This window comes from Rhizobium sp. WW_1 (genome assembly GCF_003610155.1).
GTDB classification, from domain to species: Bacteria; Pseudomonadota; Alphaproteobacteria; order Rhizobiales; family Rhizobiaceae; genus Rhizobium; species Rhizobium tropici_A.
The window spans coordinates 478,551-498,759 of record NZ_RAIN01000002.1 but is presented as its reverse complement, the minus strand read 5'-3'; the positions used below and the strand labels follow the sequence as shown (position 1 = coordinate 498,759).

Annotated in this window: 15 protein-coding genes; 10 read left to right on the top strand and 5 right to left on the bottom strand. The window is 60.6% G+C overall.

Annotated features, from left to right (window positions below):
- Window positions 1-93: 93 nt before the first annotated feature.
- Window positions 94-1,272 (bottom strand): mannonate dehydratase, encoded by a 1,179-nt coding sequence (gene uxuA / locus BJ928_RS09735; protein ID WP_047631692.1) that lies wholly within the window; start codon window positions 1,270-1,272, stop codon window positions 94-96.
- Between the two features lie 117 nt (window positions 1,273-1,389).
- Between uxuA and BJ928_RS09730 the strand changes: the two genes are divergently transcribed.
- The 3 genes from BJ928_RS09730 (at window position 1,390) to BJ928_RS09720 (ending at window position 8,021) form a co-directional block, all read left to right on the top strand.
- Window positions 1,390-2,088, top strand: a complete 699-nt coding sequence (locus BJ928_RS09730) for an FCD domain-containing protein (RefSeq protein ID WP_245432269.1) — start codon at window positions 1,390-1,392, stop codon at window positions 2,086-2,088.
- Window positions 2,089-2,116: 28 nt separating this feature from the next.
- A complete protein-coding gene (locus tag BJ928_RS09725) occupies window positions 2,117-4,585 on the top strand; it encodes a glycoside hydrolase family 2 protein (RefSeq protein ID WP_047631694.1) in 2,469 nt (822 codons plus the stop codon).
- A 175-nt stretch (window positions 4,586-4,760) separates the two neighbouring features.
- Window positions 4,761-8,021, top strand: a complete 3,261-nt coding sequence (locus BJ928_RS09720; RefSeq protein ID WP_047631695.1) for a cellobiose phosphorylase — start codon at window positions 4,761-4,763, stop codon at window positions 8,019-8,021.
- A gap of 62 nt (window positions 8,022-8,083) precedes the next feature.
- On the opposite strand, the gene BJ928_RS09715 is transcribed toward BJ928_RS09720, so the two are convergent.
- Entirely contained in the window at window positions 8,084-9,142 is a 1,059-nt protein-coding gene (locus BJ928_RS09715) for a GSCFA domain-containing protein (RefSeq protein WP_047631696.1), read from the bottom strand.
- On the bottom strand, window positions 9,142-9,993 hold the full coding sequence (locus tag BJ928_RS09710; RefSeq protein WP_047631697.1) for a WcbI family polysaccharide biosynthesis putative acetyltransferase: 852 nt from the start codon (window positions 9,991-9,993) through the stop codon (window positions 9,142-9,144). The genes BJ928_RS09715 and BJ928_RS09710 overlap by 1 nt, the downstream gene beginning before the upstream one ends.
- A gap of 295 nt (window positions 9,994-10,288) precedes the next feature.
- On the opposite strand from BJ928_RS09710, the gene BJ928_RS09705 reads away from it, so the two are divergent.
- On the top strand, window positions 10,289-10,945 hold the full coding sequence (locus BJ928_RS09705) for a DUF2161 family putative PD-(D/E)XK-type phosphodiesterase (RefSeq protein WP_047631698.1): 657 nt from the start codon (window positions 10,289-10,291) through the stop codon (window positions 10,943-10,945).
- A 262-nt stretch (window positions 10,946-11,207) separates the two neighbouring features.
- The gene (locus tag BJ928_RS09700) at window positions 11,208-12,707 is read left to right on the top strand and encodes a DegQ family serine endoprotease (protein WP_047631699.1); all 1,500 of its coding nucleotides are present in this window, start codon (window positions 11,208-11,210) and stop codon (window positions 12,705-12,707) included.
- 161 nt (window positions 12,708-12,868) lie between these two features.
- Here the strand turns inward: BJ928_RS09700 and BJ928_RS09695 are convergent, their stop codons facing one another.
- Both BJ928_RS09695 and BJ928_RS09690 read right to left on the bottom strand, forming a co-directional pair.
- A complete protein-coding gene (locus BJ928_RS09695; protein WP_047631700.1) occupies window positions 12,869-13,807 on the bottom strand; it encodes a sugar kinase in 939 nt (312 codons plus the stop codon).
- Window positions 13,808-13,810: 3 nt separating this feature from the next.
- Window positions 13,811-14,830 carry an SPFH domain-containing protein gene (locus BJ928_RS09690; protein WP_047631701.1) on the bottom strand — a complete coding sequence of 340 codons (1,020 nt, stop codon included), beginning with the start codon at window positions 14,828-14,830 and terminating at the stop codon, window positions 13,811-13,813.
- A gap of 122 nt (window positions 14,831-14,952) precedes the next feature.
- On the opposite strand from BJ928_RS09690, the gene BJ928_RS09685 reads away from it, so the two are divergent.
- The 5 genes from BJ928_RS09685 to BJ928_RS09665 all read left to right on the top strand — a co-directional run bounded on the left by BJ928_RS09685 (window position 14,953) and on the right by BJ928_RS09665 (window position 20,204).
- On the top strand, window positions 14,953-15,648 hold the full coding sequence (locus BJ928_RS09685; RefSeq protein WP_047631915.1) for an NUDIX domain-containing protein: 696 nt from the start codon (window positions 14,953-14,955) through the stop codon (window positions 15,646-15,648).
- A gap of 188 nt (window positions 15,649-15,836) precedes the next feature.
- Window positions 15,837-16,466 (top strand): DnaJ domain-containing protein, encoded by a 630-nt coding sequence (locus BJ928_RS09680; protein ID WP_047631702.1) that lies wholly within the window; start codon window positions 15,837-15,839, stop codon window positions 16,464-16,466.
- Window positions 16,467-16,698: 232 nt separating this feature from the next.
- Complete coding sequence (locus BJ928_RS09675; RefSeq protein WP_047631916.1) at window positions 16,699-18,189, top strand: lipopolysaccharide biosynthesis protein; 1,491 nt, start codon at window positions 16,699-16,701, stop codon at window positions 18,187-18,189.
- 88 nt (window positions 18,190-18,277) lie between these two features.
- A complete protein-coding gene (locus tag BJ928_RS09670; protein WP_047631703.1) occupies window positions 18,278-19,093 on the top strand; it encodes a hypothetical protein in 816 nt (271 codons plus the stop codon).
- 40 nt (window positions 19,094-19,133) lie between these two features.
- Window positions 19,134-20,204 carry an acyltransferase gene (locus BJ928_RS09665; protein ID WP_047631704.1) on the top strand — a complete coding sequence of 357 codons (1,071 nt, stop codon included), beginning with the start codon at window positions 19,134-19,136 and terminating at the stop codon, window positions 20,202-20,204.
- Window positions 20,205-20,209: the final 5 nt, after the last annotated feature.

Here is a 20,209-nt window from a genome sequence, read left to right as displayed (position 1 = left end):
ACTAAACTTTAGGCAAAAGCCTACCGCGTGTGCAACGGCAGGCTTTATTCCTGATACCAGGTATCGCCAAAATCACGAGATGCGCGCCGAAATTCAAAACCCCGCTTTGCCGATCGCGTGAATGATGCCATGAAGCTCGCCAAGCCCCTTCAGCCGCCCGATGAGGGAATAGCCGGGGTTGGTCGGCTTGTTGATATCATCACCGATAAGATGCCCATGATCCGGCCGCATCGGGATCAGATGATCCTCGCGGCCCTCTCCGCGGCGACGCGCCTCCTCGGCCAGCAGCACGCGAAGAATGGCAAACATGTCGCTGCGCCCCTCCAGATGGGAAGCCTCCACGAAGGAACCATCGGCTTCGATCGCAACATCGCGCAGATGCGCGAAATTGATGCGCGCGGCGAATTCGCGGGCTATCGCCAGCACGTCATTGTCGGCACGCGAACCAAGCGATCCCACGCAGAGCGTCAGGCCGTTGGCAGGATCATCGACACAGCCAAGGATGCGGCGCAGATCCGCTGCCGTCGACACCACGCGCGGCAGGCCGAAAAGCGAAATTGGGGGATCGTCGGGGTGGATCGCAAGGCGGGCGCCAAGTTCAGCCGCCACCGGCACGACCTCCTGCAGGAAAGCATCGAGATTGGCTTGAAGATCGTCAGCCGCCATGCCGTCGAAGAGCGCGATTGCCGAACGGATGGCTTCACGGCCATAACTGTCCTCACCGCCGGGAAGGCCGGCGATGATATTGTTCTCCAGGGTCTGCACGGCTTCCGGCGTAAACCCCTTCAGCCGCTCCTCGGCGCGCCGCACCAACTCCGGCGCATAATTTCCTTCGGCGCCCCTCCTGCCCAGTACGAAGACGTCATAGGCAACGAACTCAACCATATCGAACCGCAGGGCAAGAGCGGTGGTCGGCATTGCAAAGCGCAGATCGGTGCGCGTCCAGTCCACGACCGGCATGAAATTGTAGCAAATCGTCCTGATGCCGGAGCGTGCCAGATTGGCGAGGCTATCCTTCCAGACGCCGATCGCCGCCTTTGCCCCGGCGCCGCCAAGCTTGATGGCGTTGGGAACAGGGATCGATTCGCAGACGCTCCAGCGCAGTCCGGCCGCCTCGATCAGCGCCTTTCGCGCCTCGATTTCGGCCGGCGTCCAGACGCGCGAATGCGAAACTTCGTGAAGCGCGGTGACGATGCCAGTCGCTCCCGCCTGGCGGGCATGCGAGAGTGGAACGAGATCCTTCGGGCCAAACCAGCGCCAGCAGCTTTCCATGCGACATCCCTCCATTTGTCGGTCAAAATACCGCCGAAAGGGGAAAAGTCTATGATGTTGTGTCGCTTGACACCCTTTATTGACCAACAATATGATTTCACCAACGGAGGAATGCCGGTGGCGGAGACTGCTGACATCGAGGATAAAGGGTCCGCAGTCGATCACGTCGTCGACGCGCTGCGGCGGTTGATGCGCGAGCGCAATCTCGGTCTTGGAGACGCCCTGCCTTCGGAAGCCGAGCTTGCCTCCATGTTCGGCGCCAGCCGCAACACGGTGCGCGAGGCGATCCGCATCCTGAAGGCCTATGGCATTGTCGAAAGCCGCCAGAAGGTCGGCGCGGTGATTACCGACCGTCGCCAGCAGGCGCTGATGGATCTCTTCTCCTTCGCCATCGACATATCGGCGGAAAGCTTTCTCGACATTCAGGGGTTTCGTCGCCTGATCGAGGTCAATCTCAGCGACCTTCTGTTCGAAACCATCGATAATGCCGCCATCGGCAAGCTCCATGCGATTAACGATCGGATGAGAGACGCGCCGGAACTGGCTGAGGCTGCCGAACTCGATTTCACATTTCACGCCACCCTTGTCGGCTTTGCCCGCAATCAGACCCTGTCACAAGTCTATGGCATTCTGCAGCCATTGTTGCAGCGGCTGATGGAGGCAGGCAAGCGCTCTCGCGAAGCGGTGGACAGCGCCTATGATGAACATCGCACCATCATCGAAGCGTTGGAACAACGGGATCGAATCGCCTACGCCTATCACATGAACCGCCACCTGCAGGCAGGCCTGCAATTCATCGCGCCAAAGGCTGTTTGAGGCATCCATTTCATAACGGACACATGACATGAAAAGACAGACGCTCGACACCGGCTGGACCATCTCGCGGCTGCGCGCACCCTCCAGCGCTCCTTCGCTCCCCAATTCGATCCCCGCCACAGTCCCGGGCAACGTTCATCTCGATCTGATGGCCGCGCAGTTGATCACCGACCCCTATCTCGACGTCAACGAGATCTCGCAGGACTGGATCGGCCGCTCCGCCTGGCGCTATCGCCTGCCATTCGACTGGGACGGCGAGGACGCCGAACGCATCGATCTCTCATGCCTCGGCCTCGATACGGCGGCGCGCCTGGAGCTGAACGGCACGGTGCTTGGCGAAACGCGCAACATGCATCGCAGCTATCGCTTCGACATTGCCGATCACCTGAAAAATGGCCGCAACGAACTGATCGTCGATTTCCAATCGGCCTACGAGCATGGCGAGGACGTGCGCAAGCAGCTCGGCAGCGCCGCCGATATCCCGCAGAATTACCCTGGCCCGAGCAATCTTATCCGCAAGATGGCCTGCAATTTCGGCTGGGACTGGGGTCCGACCGTCGTCACCTCGGGTGTCTGGAAACCGATCGTCATCGAGAGCTGGTCGAAGGCGCGCCTCGGAGCCATCCGCCCGGAAATCACGCTGCAGGGCAGTCAGGGCGTTGCCCGTCTGCATGTCGAGGTCGAATGGGCGGAGACGGGCACGGACAGCGTAGCGCTCGTCTTGTCCATCGGCGGCAAGCGCGCTGAGGTTCGCGTCGCGCAAGGGGAGACCCATGCCCTGATCGAATGCCGCATCGACAATCCCCAGGTCTGGTGGCCGTACGGCATGGGCGGCCAGCCGCTTTACGATCTCGATCTGCAGCTGCTCGGCTCGGATGGAGCAGCACTCGATGGCTGGAAGCGCCGCGTCGGTTTCCGTTCCGTGCGGCTCGATACGACGCCGGACGAGATCGGCTCCGCCTTCACCCTCGTCGTCAACGACGTGCCGGTCTTTGCCCGCGGCGCAAACTGGATTCCGGACGATTGCTTCCTGCCGCGTGTCACACGCGAACGCTACCGGGAACGGATTGCCCAGGCCCGCGACGCCAATATGAACATGCTGCGCGTCTGGGGCGGTGGCATTTATGAGACCGATACCTTCTACGAGGAATGCGATGCCGCCGGCATCATGGTCTGGCAGGATTTCCTGTTTGCCTGCGCCACCTATCCCGAAGAAGAGCCCGTCTACAGCGAGATCGAGGCAGAAGCGCGCGAAGCGATCGCCAGGCTCATGCCCTATGCCTCGCTTGTCATCTGGAACGGTAACAACGAAAACATCTGGGGCTATTTCGACTGGGGCTGGCAGGATGTGCTCGGCAACCGCCCCTGGGGCGCCGGCTATTATCTCGACCTCCTGCCGAAGCTGGTGGCCGAGATCGATCCGACCCGCCCTTATTGGCCCGGCAGCCCCTATTCCGGCTCGATGGAGATCGCGCCGAACGCCGACGAACATGGCTGCAGACATATTTGGGATGTCTGGAACGAGGTGGGATACGAGACCTACCGCAATTATTTCCCGCGCTTCTGCTCGGAATTCGGATGGCAGGCGCCACCGACCTTTGCAACGCTCGCTCAGTCTGTGCGCGAAAAGGACCGCGCGCCGGCCTCTCCTGCAGTCCTGCATCACCAGAAGGCAACCGGCGGCAACGACAAGCTGCTGCAAGGGTTGGAAGGCTGGTTTCCTCACCCGCAAAATTTTGACGACTGGCTCTTCGTCACCCAACTCAACCAGGCACGCGCGATCAGCTACGGCATCGATCACATGCGCTCGCATCGGCCGACCTGCATGGGCACCATCGTCTGGCAGCTCAACGATTGCTGGCCCGTCACCTCCTGGGCGGCCGTCGATGGCGCCGGCCGGAAGAAGCCGCTATGGTATGCCCTGAAGCATAGCTATGCGCCGCATCTTCTCACCATCCAGCCGCGCGGCGATGGCCTGGCTGCGGTCGCCGTCAACGACGCAACCCTGTTCTGGCGCGTGCCCTTCACCGTCGAACGCTTCGATTTCAACGGCACGCTGCTTGCCCGCCACCACGTCTGGCGCATCCTGTGCGATCGCTTCGAGAACACCGATATCGAGATCCCGGCGGAGGTTGCGACCCCTGGCGACCCACGCCGGGAATTCCTTCGCGCTCGCCTCGGGGATGCCGAAGCCTGGTGGTTCTTCGAGAAGGATATGAAGCTGCAATATCCGAAGCCGCGCTTCGACATCGAGAGCGCCCATACACCGGATGGGATCACCGTCACCATCACTGCCCAGTCACTTCTGCGCGACGTCTGCCTGTTCGTCGACCGCATCAGCCCGAATGCCGAGGTCGACGACATGCTCGTCAATCTCGCACCCGGCGAAAGCAGGAGTTTCAAGGTGAAAGGCATCTCCAAGGACGCCTTCGACGACGCCGACCTGTCGACCGTCCTGCGGACGGCCAATCAGATTGCCGAGCCTCCGCATCACTGAAACTGGAGATCCCTTCGATCAGTATATCCGGCGCATCGCGCCGGATATGTCCCGATATCGTCCGCACGCCATCGCCGGTGATCGCACGCGCGAATAGGAAAATGCCTCCTATGATCTGGCACCGCCTTGTGATCTAGTGCCCTCATCCGACCCATGAATCAGCGAGACCACGCTTATGCCCTCGGAAACCAATCGCAGCTTTCAAACGCCTCGTCGCGAAGAACTTGGCCTTGTCACCCTTGGCAACACAGCCGGTCTTTCAGCGTCGGTTCTTCCGAACGGTACGCTGTTTTCGATCGATTTTGCCGACCAGCAGGGCGGCATCATGATCAATCAGGTGCTCGGGTCGCCTGTTTACGGCGGCATCGGCCGGCTCTATCTGCGCGTCGGCGGTGCCACGCCGGCAACGGCTGAAATCGTCGGTCCAAAGGCTGCGGTAGAGTTCGCGCATGGCAAGGGTGGGTTTTCCTGGAGCGGAGGGACGGCTGGCGTCCGGCACACGGTCAGCCTGCGGCTGCATCCGAGCCAGACCGCATGGTTCTGGCAGGTGTCGCTGGAAAACAGCACCAATGCAGCCCTTTCCGCCGATCTCGTTCTTGTTCAGGATGTCGGCATCGGCGACCGCGGCTTCCTCATGAACAGCGAAGCCTATGCCTCGCAATATATCGATCATCACATTGGCGACCATGTCGCCTTCGGCCCTGTTATTATGAACCGGCAGAACCTAAAGCAGGGCGGCGGACGAAATCCGTGGCTCGCACAGGGCTGCCTTGAAGGTACCGCGGCTTACGCCACCGATGCCATTCAGCTCCTCGTGCCGTCCAAAGGCAATGATGGCGTCATGGTGCCGGATTTCGGCACCAGCCTGCCGAGCACGCGCCGCCAGCACGAAGTCGCCTGCCCGGCAATCCAGTCGAAGCCGCTTTCACTTGAACCCGGCGCATCGGGCACGACGACCTTCTTCGGCCTCTTCATCGCCGATCATCCGGCTGCCTCCAGCGATGCCGACCTTGCCCACCTCGACGACTTGCCGAGGCTACAGGACGAGTTGGCAATTGGCACGATATCAGCCGCGCCGTCGGCGCGCAGCCTTATGCAGGATGCGCCGCTTGCCGAGAGTGACGGCCTGGACCAAGCCGCGATCGATGCGCTCTATCCCAAACGCATGCTGGAAGAACATGTCGACGGGAAGCTGATTTCCTTCTTCGTGTCGGATGGGCAACACAACAGGCATATCGTGCTGCGCGAAAAAGAGCGGCTTGTGGCGCGCCGTCACGGCGCAATCGTCCGCAGCGGGCAGAACATGCTGCTCGACGACCAGACGCTCGCCGCTACCTGCTGGATGCAGGGCATATTCGCCGCACAGCTGACCATCGGCAATACGTCCTTCCACAAGCTCTTCTCGGTTTCCCGCGATCCGTACAATCTGACGCGGTCGAGCGGCTTGCGCATCCTTGTCGACCTCGGCGATGGCTGGCGCCTGCTTGGCGTACCCGCCGCCTTCGAGATGGGCTTGAGCGATACGCGCTGGATCTACAAGCTTCCCGGCCGAACCATCACGGTATCGGCAATCGCCTCCGGCGATGACCCGGCCATGCAATGGAGCGTTTCGGTCGACGGCGATGCCTGCCGTTTCGTCGTGTTCGGCCACATCGTGCTCGGCGAGCGCGACTATGAGGCCATGGCGAACATAGCGATCGATACGGCCGCCAAGCGCATCTCCTTCCGCCCGCAGCCGTCCTGGCTCTGGGATCGCTATCCGAAGGCCGGCTATCACCTCGTCACCTCGACGCCGGATGCATTCGAGGCCATTGGCGGCGACGAACTACTTTATAGCGACGACACGAGCCGCAACGGCCCGTTCATCGCCCTGAGATCGCACCCGACGAAGGCCCTGCGCTTTGCCGTGACGGGATCGATGACCGATCCGGACGCCGCAGAAGCGCTTGCCGCGCGCTACAGCGCCGGTGTCGAAAGCGACGAGATGCTGGCGCCGGCGCATCGCTTCTGGAGCCACGTGACGCGCAATGCGCGCATCGAAGGCGATGGTCGCGATGTGGTGGCTCAGGCCGTCATGCTGCCCTGGATCGCGCATGACGCCATCGTCCACCTGAGCGTGCCGCACGGGCTCGAACAATATACAGGTGCTGCCTGGGGAACGCGCGACGTCTGCCAGGGGCCGATCGAATTCCTGCTCGCCTACGAGCATGACGAAGAAGTCCGACAGATACTCTCCACGCTCTTTTCGGAACAGTACCGCGATCGCGGCGACTGGCCGCAATGGTTCATGCTGGAGCCCTACGCCAATATCCGCGCCGGCGAAGCACATGGCGATATCGTCGTCTGGCCGCTGAAGGCGCTCTGCGACTATATCGAGGCGACTGGCGACATCACCCTCCTCGCCGAAACGGTGCCCTGGCGCGCCGACGACACCATGCAGTTGACCTCCGAGCACGCCACGATCTCCGATCACGTCGAAAAGCTGCTGGACACCGTGCGCAGCCGCTTCGTGCCCGGCACAAGCCTCATCCGCTACGGTGAAGGCGACTGGAACGACAGCCTGCAACCGGCCGATCCGCATCTGCGCGACTGGATGGTGAGCAGCTGGACCGTATCCCTGCTTTACGAACAGCTGGTGCGCTATGCCGGCATCCTGACGCTTGCCAGCCGCAATGAGGAAGCGCAGTCGCTGCAGGCGACCGCGGTCGCCATGCGCGCCGATTTCAACCGTCTGCTGATGCGCGACGGCATCGTCGCCGGCTATGGCGTCTTCGATCCGAGCCATGACGGCGTGGAATTGCTGCTGCATCCCGAAGATACCAGGACCGGCCTGCACTATTCGCTGATTGCCATGACGCAACCGATGATCGGCGGCCTATTCACGCCCGATCAGCGCCACGCCCACATGAAGCTCATCCGCGAAAACCTGCTCTTCCCGGATGGTGTGCGGCTGATGGAAAAGCCGGCGACCTATTCCGGCGGCCCCGAAAAGCTCTTCCGACGTGCCGAATCCTCGTCCTTCTTCGGCCGCGAGATCGGGCTCATGTATGTGCATGCGCATCTGCGCTATTGCGAAGCCCTCGCGCTCGACGATGATGCCGAGGCTGTATGGGCGGCCCTGGCGCTTGCCAACCCGATCGCCGTCAGCGGCCGGGTGGAACACGCGTCGCTGCGCCAGCGCAACACCTATTTCAGCAGCAGCGATGCCGCCTTCGCCGACCGTTATGAGGCTTCGTCGGAATGGGCGCGCGTCAAGGCGGGCGATATCGCCGTCGACGGTGGCTGGCGCATCTATTCCAGCGGTCCCGGCCTCTACACCAAGAGCCTGATCGGCAACGTCTTCGGCTTCAAGCGGCAGTTCGGTCAACGCATCCGCAAACCGCTGCTGCCGGCCTCGATCGGCGCTTGTGAGGCCAAGCTGGATTTCAAGGCCTGAACCAATCTCGATAGCAAGAGGGCCACATATTCGGCCCTTTTTCCCGCCACAGGCTATCGGCGCTAGGCACGGATTGCGTCGATTGCTTCCTCGTCGCAGATGATATCCCGACGTGTCGGCTCGATCGTCATGGCTGGCGCCTCGGCGTCCCGCCGGGTCGCCGCCGATAGATCGGATGTGTAGTTCTTAACGAAACAGCGCATCGCATGGGCGACGCCGCGCGAATTCACCTCGCGATAGTCGGCCTCGTAATAAAGGCCACCGGCATAACTCCCCGTGATGATTTCGTAGGACGGGAAATAATCGACCCATTCGAACCGCGAAACGACCTGATCCGCTACCACCCGCAGGACCGATTTGCTGTAGGTCGTCGATACCAGCACGCTTCTATTCTCGTAGGTGGCAATAAGTGGAACCGGAGAAACGGTCAGCAGCAGCTTGATGCGTGGATTCTTATCTTTGAGCTTCCCAAGGAAAGTCAGGAGATCGGCTTCGACGTCGGCAACACTAAAGTTGACGAATTCATGCCGCTCGGGATCGAAGGAACCAGCTACAACGCCAGGTGCGAGCGGAAACACCGAACCATCAACCTTGGAGCGCCATGCTTCGGTAAGACCAAGCGTGAAGACCAGCACATCAGCCTGCGTGAAGACCGAACGAACACCGGCGAGATGAAGGCTTCGCGCCTCCGCCACTGCTTGGGCCGACTCAAATCCATCCGGCTCGATCTGCGGCCGATAGGGATCGACATAACGTCCATCCGCCCGAAGCCAGGCCCGTTCCACCGGCTCTCTTCCTTCGAAAGCTTCTTCGAACAGCTGGAGCAATTGTCGGGCGGTGTAAAGATTGCCGTAGCGCCCGGAAAAAACACCGAAATTCCGGCGGACGCGCTCACTTTCCGGCAACCCTTCACCATTCTCGGGAACGAAGTAGTGAAAGCCTATGTGCTGGAGCTGCCGCGAAATGTGCTGAGCGAAGCAGCTTCCTGCCGTCGCGATCCTGGTTGCCCTGTCAAGATGGAATTTCGGATTGACCACCGGATCGAAAAGATGCGTCTCGATCCGCGCCACGGATCGCCGCCAAAGCTGGTAGCTCTCGATGTCGGCATAGGGATTTGTCATCAGGCTGCCTCCGCCACGACTGCTTTGACATTTTCATAGCGTGCATGAACCGCCCCTTCGACGAGAATGGAGCGGGGCGGGCGCCGCGAATAGACGGCGAAGCTGAACTCGATGAACTGCTCCAGAGAGATGAGGCGGTAGTCATTCGGCAGCTTGAAAAGATACGAACCACGGGCTCCAAACGCCTCGGCGATCTCCGGATAGACCGGATAGCATGGTCCGTTCACGAGATTATCGGCCGGCATGATCTCGCTATCGGTAGGATCGACCCCCAGCCGCGTCAGGAAGGCTCGGGCAATGTCATGGATGCAATGAATCTTTGGATGGTTCACGGAATACATGAAGGCATCACCACGAGACCATTGCGTAAACGAGGACGCGATATCTAGGCCATGGTCCGCAAAGTGCGCCAGAAGCTGCGTCCGCTCTTGTTCCCAGCGTCCAAAAAAGCCGCAGCCCTCGAAGACATCGCGCCGGAAAAGCTTGCGGGTTGCCTCCACGCCGAGCCCGGCTTCGTATGCCGCCAGAACGATCATGGAATGATAGGAACCCATCGGTCCTTCGAGCGGACCATCAGAAAAGGCGTAGCAGATATCCGGATGGTAGGCGTCGAAATTGATCGAGGGAATGAAATCGAGATTTTGGGCGCCGCTGAAATCGAGAGCGATATTGCGGAACTGCGGATGAAGGACGACCCTGAAATAGTGGGGCAGCTGTTCTTTATATTTTTCGATGTTCTTCCTGAATGCCCATATGTCCATGGCATCGATATGGAAACGTGGTCCAAGAAGCTTCAGGGAATTCGCAAGACCGAATGTCTGACAATTCGAGACCACAAGCCATGTTTCCATCCGAAAACCACCCCAACAAGCTACACGGTTACATCGTGCTATCACATTGAAATACTGCAGAATTACGCGGCCGGAATCTTCCCGGCACTGGGGCAAGGCAACGCGGCCATTGTTTTACGGCAGGTCTGGCTTGTCTATATCGATGGCGTCAGGCTTGCGCGAATTGCGGCAGGAAAGGCATCTGCATCGCGGGATCCTCCGGCCTCCGGCACGCCCTTGCATCAACAACGCTATCGACGTTCTGGTTAACCGAATCGGCTAATCTCCTTCGGATGTGCAAGGCACGGAGGCAGATTTGGAAACGGCGCTCTATCACCCGATCAAGGCGTTTCTTGAAGCGGCCGGCTATGCGGTCAAAGGCGAGATCGGCGGCTGCGACCTTGTCGGACTGACCGACGCCGAGCCCCCCGTGGTCGTCATCTGCGAACTCAAAATGACCTTCAACCTCGAGCTGATCCTGCAGGCCGTCGATCGCGCCGCCGCCAGCGACGAGGTCTGGATCGCCGCCCGTGTCTCGGCAAAAGGCAAGGGGCGCGAAGGCGACCGTCGTTTCCGCGATCTTTGCCGCAGGCTGGGCTTCGGCATGTTGACGGTATCGGACAACGATCTCGTCGATATCGCCGTCAGCCCCGTTTCCCCGATGCCGCGCAAGAATGTGCGGCGCAGATCACGCCTTGTTGAAGAACATCGGCGGCGCAAGGGCGATCCGGCCCTTGGCGGCAGCACGCGCAAGCCGATCATGACTGCCTATCGCCAGCAGGCCCTTGCCTGCGCTGCCGCCATCGAAAACGGCGTTCAGCGCCCGAAGGACATGCGCGCAGAAGCGCCAAAGGCTCCGCAAATTCTGAGGGATAACGTCTATGGCTGGTTCGAGCGCATCGACCGGGGCATCTACGCCCTGACGGAGCTTGGAGCGGAAGCGCTCAAGCGGTGGCCGATACCGCAGAGCTGAATATGGAAAAATTCCGGCTGAACAACATTAAATTCATGTAATATCTTAACATTTTGCAATAAAAACATGATCGATATTTAATTTGTAAAAGTCGATTGGCGGATCATATTACCAACAAGCGCCAATTCAGTTTTATACTTCGCCTCTAGCAGTAAAGACGAAGCTCAAAGCCTCCCGGAGCAATTGACGCGGACCATTCGACACCTGTCCTGGACATGGACAGGGCGCCATAACGTCAACGATCTCGTAAGGGACTTCTGTCATGCCATCTCTCCTCCGCAAACATCGTACCGCAGCCATTGTCGGCGCCGCCATTATCGTCGGCGCAGGCGCGCTGCCCTTCGCTTTCAGCACATCGGCGTCCGTAGCTTCTGCTGCCGAACCGGCCGGCATCATCGCGCCCGGCGGCTCCTTCGCACCGATCGTCGATGCCGATAAGCCGGCCGTCGTCACCGTCACCACGACCATGAAGGCGACCGACACCAGCGCCGACAGCAACTCGCCGATGGACGAGCAGTTCCGCCAGTTCTTCGAAAATCAGGGCATCCCCTTCCCCAAGCAGATGCCGCGCCAGCAGCAGAGCCAGCGCGCCATGGCGCTCGGCTCCGGCTTCATCATCAGCCCGGACGGCATCATCGTCACCAACAACCATGTCATTCAGAACGCGATCGACATCAAGGTAACGCTGGATGACGGCACCGAGCTTCCGGCCAAGCTGCTGGGCGCCGACGCCAAGTCGGACCTTGCCGTCCTGAAGATCAAAGCGCCGAAGCCGCTCGCAACCATCGCCTGGGGCGATTCCGACAAGCTGAAGCTCGGCGACCAGATCCTCGCGATCGGCAATCCCTTCGGCATCGGCACCACCGTTACCGCCGGCATCGTCTCGGCTCGCGGCCGCGATCTGCACAGCGGTCCCTATGACGATTTCATCCAGATCGATGCGCCGATCAACCACGGCAATTCCGGCGGTCCGCTGGTCGATCGTGAAGGCAATGTCGTCGGCATCAACACTGCCATCTACTCGCCGAATGGCGGCAGCGTCGGCGTCGGCTTCGCCATTCCTTCCGACGAAGCCAAGGCGATCGTCGCCAAACTGGAAAAGAACGGCTCGATCGATCACGGCTATCTCGGCGTCGCCATCCAGCCGGTGACCCCCGATGTTGCCAATGCCATGGGGCTCTCGGAGGCACAAGGTGCGCTCGTCGCTAGTGTCAACGACGATACGCCGGCTGCCCGTGCCGGCATCAAGAGCGGCGACATCGTCACCGCTGTCGGCAACGAGACGGTCAAGACGCCGAAGGACCTGTCGCGGCTGGTCGCCGATCTCTCACCCGGCGACAAGCGTGCGGTCACGCTGTGGCGCGATGGCAAGAGCATGGACGTCAATGTCACCATCGGCGGCAATGACGACAGCAAGCAGGCCGCCAACGATAGTGGCGACGGCAAGGTCCAGCCGTCCAACCAGCCGAGCATCGGTGTCGGCCTTGCCAACCTCACGCCGGATGTCCGTCAGCAGCTGAACCTGCCGCGTGGCGTCGAGGGCGCTGTCGTTGCCAGCGTCAACCCGGACAAGACGGCTGCCGCAGCCGGCATACAGACCGGCGACATCATCGTCTCGGTCAACGATCAGCCGGTGCGTAACGCTCACGAAGTGCAGACGGCAGTCGCACAGGCCGGTAAGGATGGTCGCAAGTCCGTCCTGCTGCTGATCGAGCGCAATGGCGACAAGACCTTCGTCGCCGTGCCGTTCTCTGCCGCCTAAGAGCATGTCGCGCAAAAGTGCGCAGCGGTTTTGCGAGAACGACATGCGCAAAATCAAGAGCTTAGAGCGCAAGGAGCGAATCTGAAAGATCGCGACGCGCTTTAAGAGACTGAAACGTCCTGCAATCGGCCCGTTTCCGGAAAGGAAGCGGGCCGATTGTCTTATGTCACCAGCAATCCCTGCCGCTCTGCAAGCCCGATGCTTGCGAGCGTCCCGGCATTGAACGGCAGAAAGTCCGCCTCGATGCCGTCGCTGAAGATGACACCATGCTCGGCCATCTCGGAGACGACCGTCATCGGCATTTGCGGCCCAATCTCTCCCGAAACCAGCGAAACGCCGGTCGTGCGGCTCGGAAAGGGCTCCCGTACGAAATAGTGCAGGAATTCGGCATCCCAGCGAAATGAGGCGTCGGCAATCCCCGCCGGTAGCTCGACGCCGCAGCTTACGGCCGCTCCCGCCCAACCCGCATAAAGGCTCTTCAGCCATCCCGTCGATCCCATGCCCGTCGACACGATGATGCCGCTCGACGATTGCCGTTCGTGCCGCTCGCCGACCCGCAGATCGTAGCGAGCCGAAACATGGCTGCGCGGACCGATGAAGAGATCATTGACGGCATAAAGCACCTCGCCGGTATTGAGCGAAGCCTTGGCCATGCTGACGCGCTTGAGCGGCCGGCGCTGCGCCAGAGCTTCCGGCAGGAGCCTGCGGATATCGGCCACCTGAAACGGCAGCAACACGCCGTCCCAGCGCTTCGGATCGGGGTTGACCCCGAGCACATTCTGACCGTCGAGATATTTCAGCGTATTGGCGACCAAGCCGTCCTGCCCCAGCACGACGACGAGATCATCGACGCCGAAGATGAAGTTTGCGAGATAACGCCGGTTGAGCGTCTGCACCCTCGCGACGGAGCGCAGGCCGGCCTCGACATCGCGCACCGCCGCCCGGTAGTGCTGCTGTTCCGCCAGATAGTCGCCGAAATCAGCACCCAGATGTTCGACATAGAACTGCGCCTGCTGAACCGTGTTGAAACGCGCCACCAGCTCGTCGAGACGGGTATCGCGGACGATCAGCACGATCTTTCTGTCTTCAGTGCCCGGCATGGCTTATCCCCTTGTCTGCGGCTGCAGCATTTCGCGCAGGAGATCGGGGGTAACGTTGAGCTGGCCGATCTTGGTGGCGTTGTCGGCGAGATCGCGGAAGGCGAGCGCCATCAACTGGCCGGGGTCCATGCCGACCGAGGCGAGCGCCTGCAGCATCTTGGGATCGGCATCGCCGAACGACTTCATCATGGCGGCCAGACCATAGGCCTTGGCGTCGGCTTCCTCGCGGGCGTTGCCCGAAGCGAGGGCGACAAGCGCCTTGTTCTGCTCTTCGAGCGCGATCTTGCCGGTCATCTCCTCGCGACGGATCTGCAGTTGCCGCTCCTGCACCGAGCGTTCCGCATCCATCTGCGCCTCGCGAACCTGGCGCTTCTTGTTCTCGACGGCGATTTCCGTCGCCAACTCGTTCTCCTTGATGGTCCGCTCCTGTTCCACGCTTGCGTTACGGCGCGCATAAATCGCCTCGTCGGCGCCGCGCAGCAGGGCTTCTCGCGCACCGGCCTCCAGCGCCTTGGCGGTCTCAGGCTTCGGCTTCACCGCCAGGATCGACAGGCTCAGGAGTTCGAGACCCAGTGCCTGCAGCACCGGATGATCATGCAGCGCGGCGGCAACGCGGCCCACGAGCAGTTCGCCGGCAGCCAGCACGTCCTTTAGCGACAACGCCTGCACTTCCGCGCGCATGACGACCTGAACCTGATCGATCAATCGCTGCGACAGTTTCTGTGGATCTTCCGAGCCATAGACCCCTTTGGCGTTGAGCGAGAAGTCGAGCAGCTCCGCAGTCCGCTTCGGCTCGGCGATGCGATAGGTGATCTGCCCCTGAACGGTCACCTCCTGGAAGTCCGAGGTCACCTCGGGAAAAATGAACGGCTCATTGACGCTCGCCGTCGGCACCACGACCAGCGAGGTCGACGGCGCGAAGTACCAGAACGAGAGCCCGGCTCCCTCCCGCTGCGGCCGGCCGCTCTGATACTGAATCACATATTGGGTCGGTTGAGCCTTGATGAAACGAAATCCGAACATGACTGCCTCCTGAAAGTGGCGTTGCAAACTGCGATGACGCGAACAAACACCACTTATTGTATTTTGTCAACTAAGTTAGTTGAAACTTTACACTAAGGGACGTCTGCGGTATGTTCGAGGGCATGAACAAACCGGAAAACCTTCATCAAAGACCGATCGTTTCGGTCGATCTCGCAATTTTCGCGCTGGCGCCGGATGGACTGGAGGTTCTCCTGGCACAACGCGGCACGGAACCGTTTGCAGGAAGCTGGGCCTTGCCCGGCGGCTGGATTCACGTCGAGGAGGACGAAGACCTCGAAGCCGCGGCGCAGCGCGTCCTGAGCGAGAAGACGGGTGTCGCAGCCCCTTATTTCGAGCAGGTCGGCGTTTTCGGGAATGCGGCGCGCGATCCGCGCGGCTGGAGCCTGAGCGTGACCTATATGGCATTGATCGCGCAGGATGCCGTCATCCTGCAGCATGGCGGCAATGTCACCGACGCCGCCTGGCATCCGATCGATAGTGAAACGGCAGCAAAGCCTCTTGCCTTCGATCATGCTGCCATTCTGAAGGCAGCGGTTACGAGATTGCGCAACAAGGTCGAATATACGACCCTGCCGGTGCATCTGCTGCCGGAGGCATTCACACTCAGCGAATTGCAGGCCGTCTACGAGCGGCTTCTCGGTCGCATGCTTGATAAATCGGCCTTTCGCAAACGTATCGCCGAAGTCGATTTCATCGAGCCGATCGCCGGTGAAATGCGCCGCGCCAGCAATCGCCCGGCCCAGCTCTACCGGCTGAAACAGGCACGCTCGACAGTCTTCTTCGACCGGACGATCTGAAGCAGCACATTTCCGCGCAAGAGGCAGTTCGTCTTTGACATGGAACTCTTTTTGTCCAAACTCTGCCTTTGTGATGGTACAAATAGCGCGGAACCCGATTGAAACAGGCAGACGGGACGTTTAAACCGCGCCGGCAATATCGGCGGCAAGGGCCTTAGAAACAGGAATGAGCGGCGGCAGGAGTTGGAGTGACTGATCCATACGATATTCTCGGCGTTGCGCGCGATGCGGGCGAAGAGCAGATCAAGGCGGCCTATCGCAAGCGCGCGAAGGCGGCCCACCCGGATTCCGGCGGCGATAGCGATGCTTTCGCCCGATTGCAGAAGGCCTATCAGCTGCTTCTCGATCCAGTGCGCCGCAAGGTGTTCGACGACACCGGCTACGATGTCGAACTGACCGATGCCGTCGACCTGCAGGCGCTGGTCGCAATCGAAAAGCTCATCACCGAGATGGTGCTGGACGAACGCGAGCCGGGCAGCTTCGATCCGGTCGCCAAGATGCGTGCAAGCCTGCTGGAGGAAATCCGCAAGGCGAATTTCAGCAAGAGCGAGCTCGAACGTCACTCGAACCGCATCGGCCTTCACCTCGACCGGCTGGGCAAGCGCCCCGGCAAGGACGTGGTCGGCCATATGCTGCGCGCCCGCATCAAGGCGATCGCCACCGCAATCAGCGAAACGGAAGCCAAGATCGGTGCCAGCGAACGCGCCTGTGACATGCTCGAGGGTTACCTTTACGAACTGGACGAGCCGCAGGATGAAGCGGATGCAGCTCCCGAAATCGAGTGGGACGAGCCACGGGTCCGCTCGGCCGCGCAATAGCAGCGGCGCGTTGCGCGCCGTCCTCCGCGTTCAGATTTCGCGTTTGCCTTGATCGCGAGATCACTTTCGGCAACGCTATGTTGCAATGCAACAATCGTCCCTAGACAAATCGAGGTGCTGGCCTAGATCAAGCATCCGACACGCTGTCTTGTTCCATCGAATGATGGCGAGGCGGCAATGACGGACGCCGGAATTCCGGTGCCGATGACGGTCTATATGGCGAGGTATGCGTTTGCTGGTTTCCAAAGCGGATGAAATCGTCTTTGAACATCTGAGCGAAAACCGATCGCGGGCCGCATTGAGGGGTGCCTTCTGGTCGGCGCTGGATACGCTGATCCCGACGGCGCTCAACAGCCTGGTTTTCGTTGTCACGTCGCGTTTTCTGCTACCGCAGGATTTCGGTCTGGTCGCACTCGCCTTCGCCATCGTCAGTTTCGCCGCCGGCTTCGGGCCGACGGCATTCGGCGAGGCGCTGATCCAGCAGAAATCCATTCGACGCAGCCATCTCGATACCGTCTTCTGGCTGTCCTTCGTCTCCGCGGCCATTCTTTATGCCGCGCTATTTCTGCTTTCGCCGTTTCTCGCCCATTGGGTCGGACATGACGACATCGTCAAGCTGCTGCTGATTATCGGCCTCAAGATCTTCTTCGACATGATGATTATCGTCCCCAACGCCCTCATCGGCCGGACGATGTCGTTTCATCTGGCGGCGGCCCGCACCGCGATCGCCACCTTCGTCTCGGCCGCCATCTGCCTTTCGCTGATTTTCGCCGGTTTCGGGCTTTGGGCGCTTGCGATCGCCCAGATCGCCGCGCCGGCCGCCGCCTGCATTGCAGCTTTCTGGGGCGCAAAATGGCTGCCCGGTTTCAGGGTCAAGCTCTCAAGCCTGCGCGAACTGTTGCATTACGGCGCCTTCGCCTCGGGCAACCGCTTTCTCCAGACTATGAATCTCGACCAGTTGATCATCGGCACGCTGGTCAGCCCGGCCGCTCTCGGCATCTATAATTTCGCGCGGCGGCTCTACGAAATGCTCAACAACGTCGTGGCGGGCGGCCTGAATTCGGTGAGCCACGTCCTGCTCTCCTCCCTGCAGCACGACAAGGACAAGGTGCGGGAAGCTTTTCTCATGGCGACCTTCGGCTGCTCGCTGGTGTCCTTCCCGGCCTTTATGGGACTGGCAGCGGTCGCAGACGACGCCATTCCGCTGATCTTCGGCCCACACTGGGCGGCCGCCATCTGGCCGGTTCGCTTCTTCTGCGTGATCGGCCTGATGGCTGGCATCGGCGTGATCCAGGCATCGCTGATCACCAGTCAGGGCAGGTCCGACTGGTGGTTCTATTATCAGCTGGTGCGCAACGTCGTCTCGATCCTCACCGTTTTCATTCTCCACAAATATGGCGTGTCGACCGTCGTCTTCGGGCTCATGGTCGGAGTGCTGCTGCTTTGGCCGGTGACGCTTTGGATGGTCTCGCGATTGATCGGTCTCAGCATTTCGGAATATTTCGGTCAGTTCCTGCGACCGATCGCGGCCTATCTCGGCATGCTTGTCGTCGTTCTGGCAGCCTCGTCAGCCTTGTACGACCGCCCCCTCGCGGTGCGTCTGATCTGCGAAGTGCTGGTCGGTGGCCTCACCTATTCGGGCCTCATCCTTCTCTTGTGCCGGGAAAGGGTCCTCTTCCTCGTGCGGACGACACTGCAAGGTCGCCGCGCCAGGACACAGTAGAGCCGTCGCGACCACCGGACTGGAGCGGCACCCATACGGGTCCCTTCGACCGTCGCGATGGCAATAGCAAATGTCGGAAAGGTGCCTCATGACACTGGTTACGTTCATCATACCCGTTCGCCATCAGGCCAATTCCAAGGATTGGCCATCGCTGAAACGACGGCTTGCACAGACGATCGCCTCGATCTCCGGGCAATCCAACAGCAACTGGCGGGGTGTGGTCGTCGCCAATGAAGGCGCCGATCTGCCCGAGATGCCGCCGAATTTTACGGCGGAGCGCGTGACCTTCCCGCCGAACCAGCTGCACGACATCGATGGCGCCGACCGCGAGAAGGTCTATGACGCCTTCCGCCTGGACAAAGGCCGCCGCGTGCTGAGCGGCATGCTTGCAGCGCGCGATACCCGCTTCTTCATGATCGTCGACGACGACGACTTCGTCAGCTCGAACATCGTCGATTTTGCCGCTGGAAATAGCGATGCGAACGGCTGGAAGATCGACCGGGGCTATCTCTGGAACGAAGGCGGCCGGCTGCTTTTGCATCACAACGATTTCGCCAATTTCTGCGGCACGTCACTGATCATCCGCTCCGACCTCTACCGACTACCGACAGCCTTCGAGAATGCCGAGGTCGATTACATCAAATCCATGCTCGGCAGCCACGTGCGCATCGGCAAGCTGCTGGCCGACGCCGGCTCACCGCTCGGATCGCTGCCCTTTCGCGGGGCGATCTACCGCGTCGGCCATGCCGGAGCGCACAGCAAGTCCTCCAATCTGATCAGGACCCATTTCCTCAACCGATCGGTGCTGACAAGCCCCCGCCAGTTCCTGGGCAACCTTTCGCGGGTGCGTCCGCTCGATCGAAACTTGAGAAACGAATTCTTCGGCGCGCGCGCAGCCGGATAGCGCGGGCTCATCCCTTCCGCTCAACGAGAGGCTTCGATCAATGCCGGCTGATGCAACGAGACATAGATATGCCGCGCTGGATGCGATGCGCGGCCTGGCGGCATTGGCCGTCGTCGTCTATCACCTCGACAGGCCCTATGCGCCCTCAGCCTATATCGCCGTCGATTTCTTCTTCGTGCTCAGCGGCTTCGTCATCGCCAGGGCCTACGGAGAGAAGCTCGCGAACGGCATGACGGTGCTCGCCTTCATGACGGCGCGCTACGTGCGCCTCTATCCGCTATTTCTGATCGGCAGCGTCTACGGCCTAGTGCAATTGCTCCTGCATTGGCAGGCATCCGGTGTCGGACGGACCGATCTTGCAGCAAGCATCGTCTCGACTGTCTTCATGCTGCCCTCACCGAGTTTTCTCACACGATCGGCCGGCGACATATGGGCGCTCTACCCGCTGAATGGCCCCGCATGGTCGCTGTTTTGGGAATTGCTTGCCAATCTGGTCTTCGCGCTCGTGCTCTTCAGGCTGAAAACGCGGAGCCTCATCCTCATCGCCGCGGCTTCGCTTGTCATGCTGATCGGCTCGGTCTTCTACCACAAATCGCTCGATCTCGGCTGGGAATGGCGTTCCGTGGATGGCGGCTTTGCCCGCGTCTTCTTCTCCTTCACGCTCGGAATGATTATCTATCGGCTGCGAAACACCACCGCGCTTGGGAGGACCGTGAACAGCTATGCGGCCCTGCTGCCGATCGCGGCGATCCTGACCTTGCTGTTTCTCCCCACCTATTCGCTGAAATATGCGCTTGTCTTCTGCATCCTGATCTCGCCGCTCATCGTCCTTGCCGGCACGATGCTGGAGCTGCCGGCCAAACTACAGAAGCTCGGCATCTTTCTCGGTTATCTCTCCTACCCGATCTATATGTGCCATCGCGGCTTTACCGAGGTCTACGGGCATCTGATGCGCAATGTTCACTTGCCGCATCCCATCTATATCGGGATCTATCTCGTCGCGATTTCAATCATCGCGCTTATCTCGGCCAAGCTTGCCGAAGTCGTGGTTCGCTATGCCGGCTCCTCGAAAAGCGGCGCCAAAGGCATCGAGGCTAGCCAACGCGGCTAGCCGGT

Bases quoted from the DNA above. Each gene is read 5' to 3' on its own strand.
- uxuA (WP_047631692.1), bottom strand. From the start codon at position 1,272: ATGGAAAGCTGCTGGCGCTGGTTTGGCCCGAAGGATCTCGTTCCACTC.
- BJ928_RS09725 (WP_047631694.1), top strand. From the start codon at position 2,117: ATGAAAAGACAGACGCTCGACACCGGCTGGACCATCTCGCGGCTGCGC.
- BJ928_RS09720 (WP_047631695.1), top strand. From the start codon at position 4,761: ATGCCCTCGGAAACCAATCGCAGCTTTCAAACGCCTCGTCGCGAAGAA.
- BJ928_RS09715 (WP_047631696.1), bottom strand. From the start codon at position 9,142: ATGACAAATCCCTATGCCGACATCGAGAGCTACCAGCTTTGGCGGCGA.
- BJ928_RS09710 (WP_047631697.1), bottom strand. From the start codon at position 9,993: ATGGAAACATGGCTTGTGGTCTCGAATTGTCAGACATTCGGTCTTGCG.
- BJ928_RS09700 (WP_047631699.1), top strand. From the start codon at position 11,208: ATGCCATCTCTCCTCCGCAAACATCGTACCGCAGCCATTGTCGGCGCC.
- BJ928_RS09695 (WP_047631700.1), bottom strand. From the start codon at position 13,807: ATGCCGGGCACTGAAGACAGAAAGATCGTGCTGATCGTCCGCGATACC.
- BJ928_RS09690 (WP_047631701.1), bottom strand. From the start codon at position 14,830: ATGTTCGGATTTCGTTTCATCAAGGCTCAACCGACCCAATATGTGATT.
- BJ928_RS09685 (WP_047631915.1), top strand. From the start codon at position 14,953: ATGAACAAACCGGAAAACCTTCATCAAAGACCGATCGTTTCGGTCGAT.
- BJ928_RS09670 (WP_047631703.1), top strand. From the start codon at position 18,278: ATGACACTGGTTACGTTCATCATACCCGTTCGCCATCAGGCCAATTCC.
- BJ928_RS09665 (WP_047631704.1), top strand. From the start codon at position 19,134: ATGCCGGCTGATGCAACGAGACATAGATATGCCGCGCTGGATGCGATG.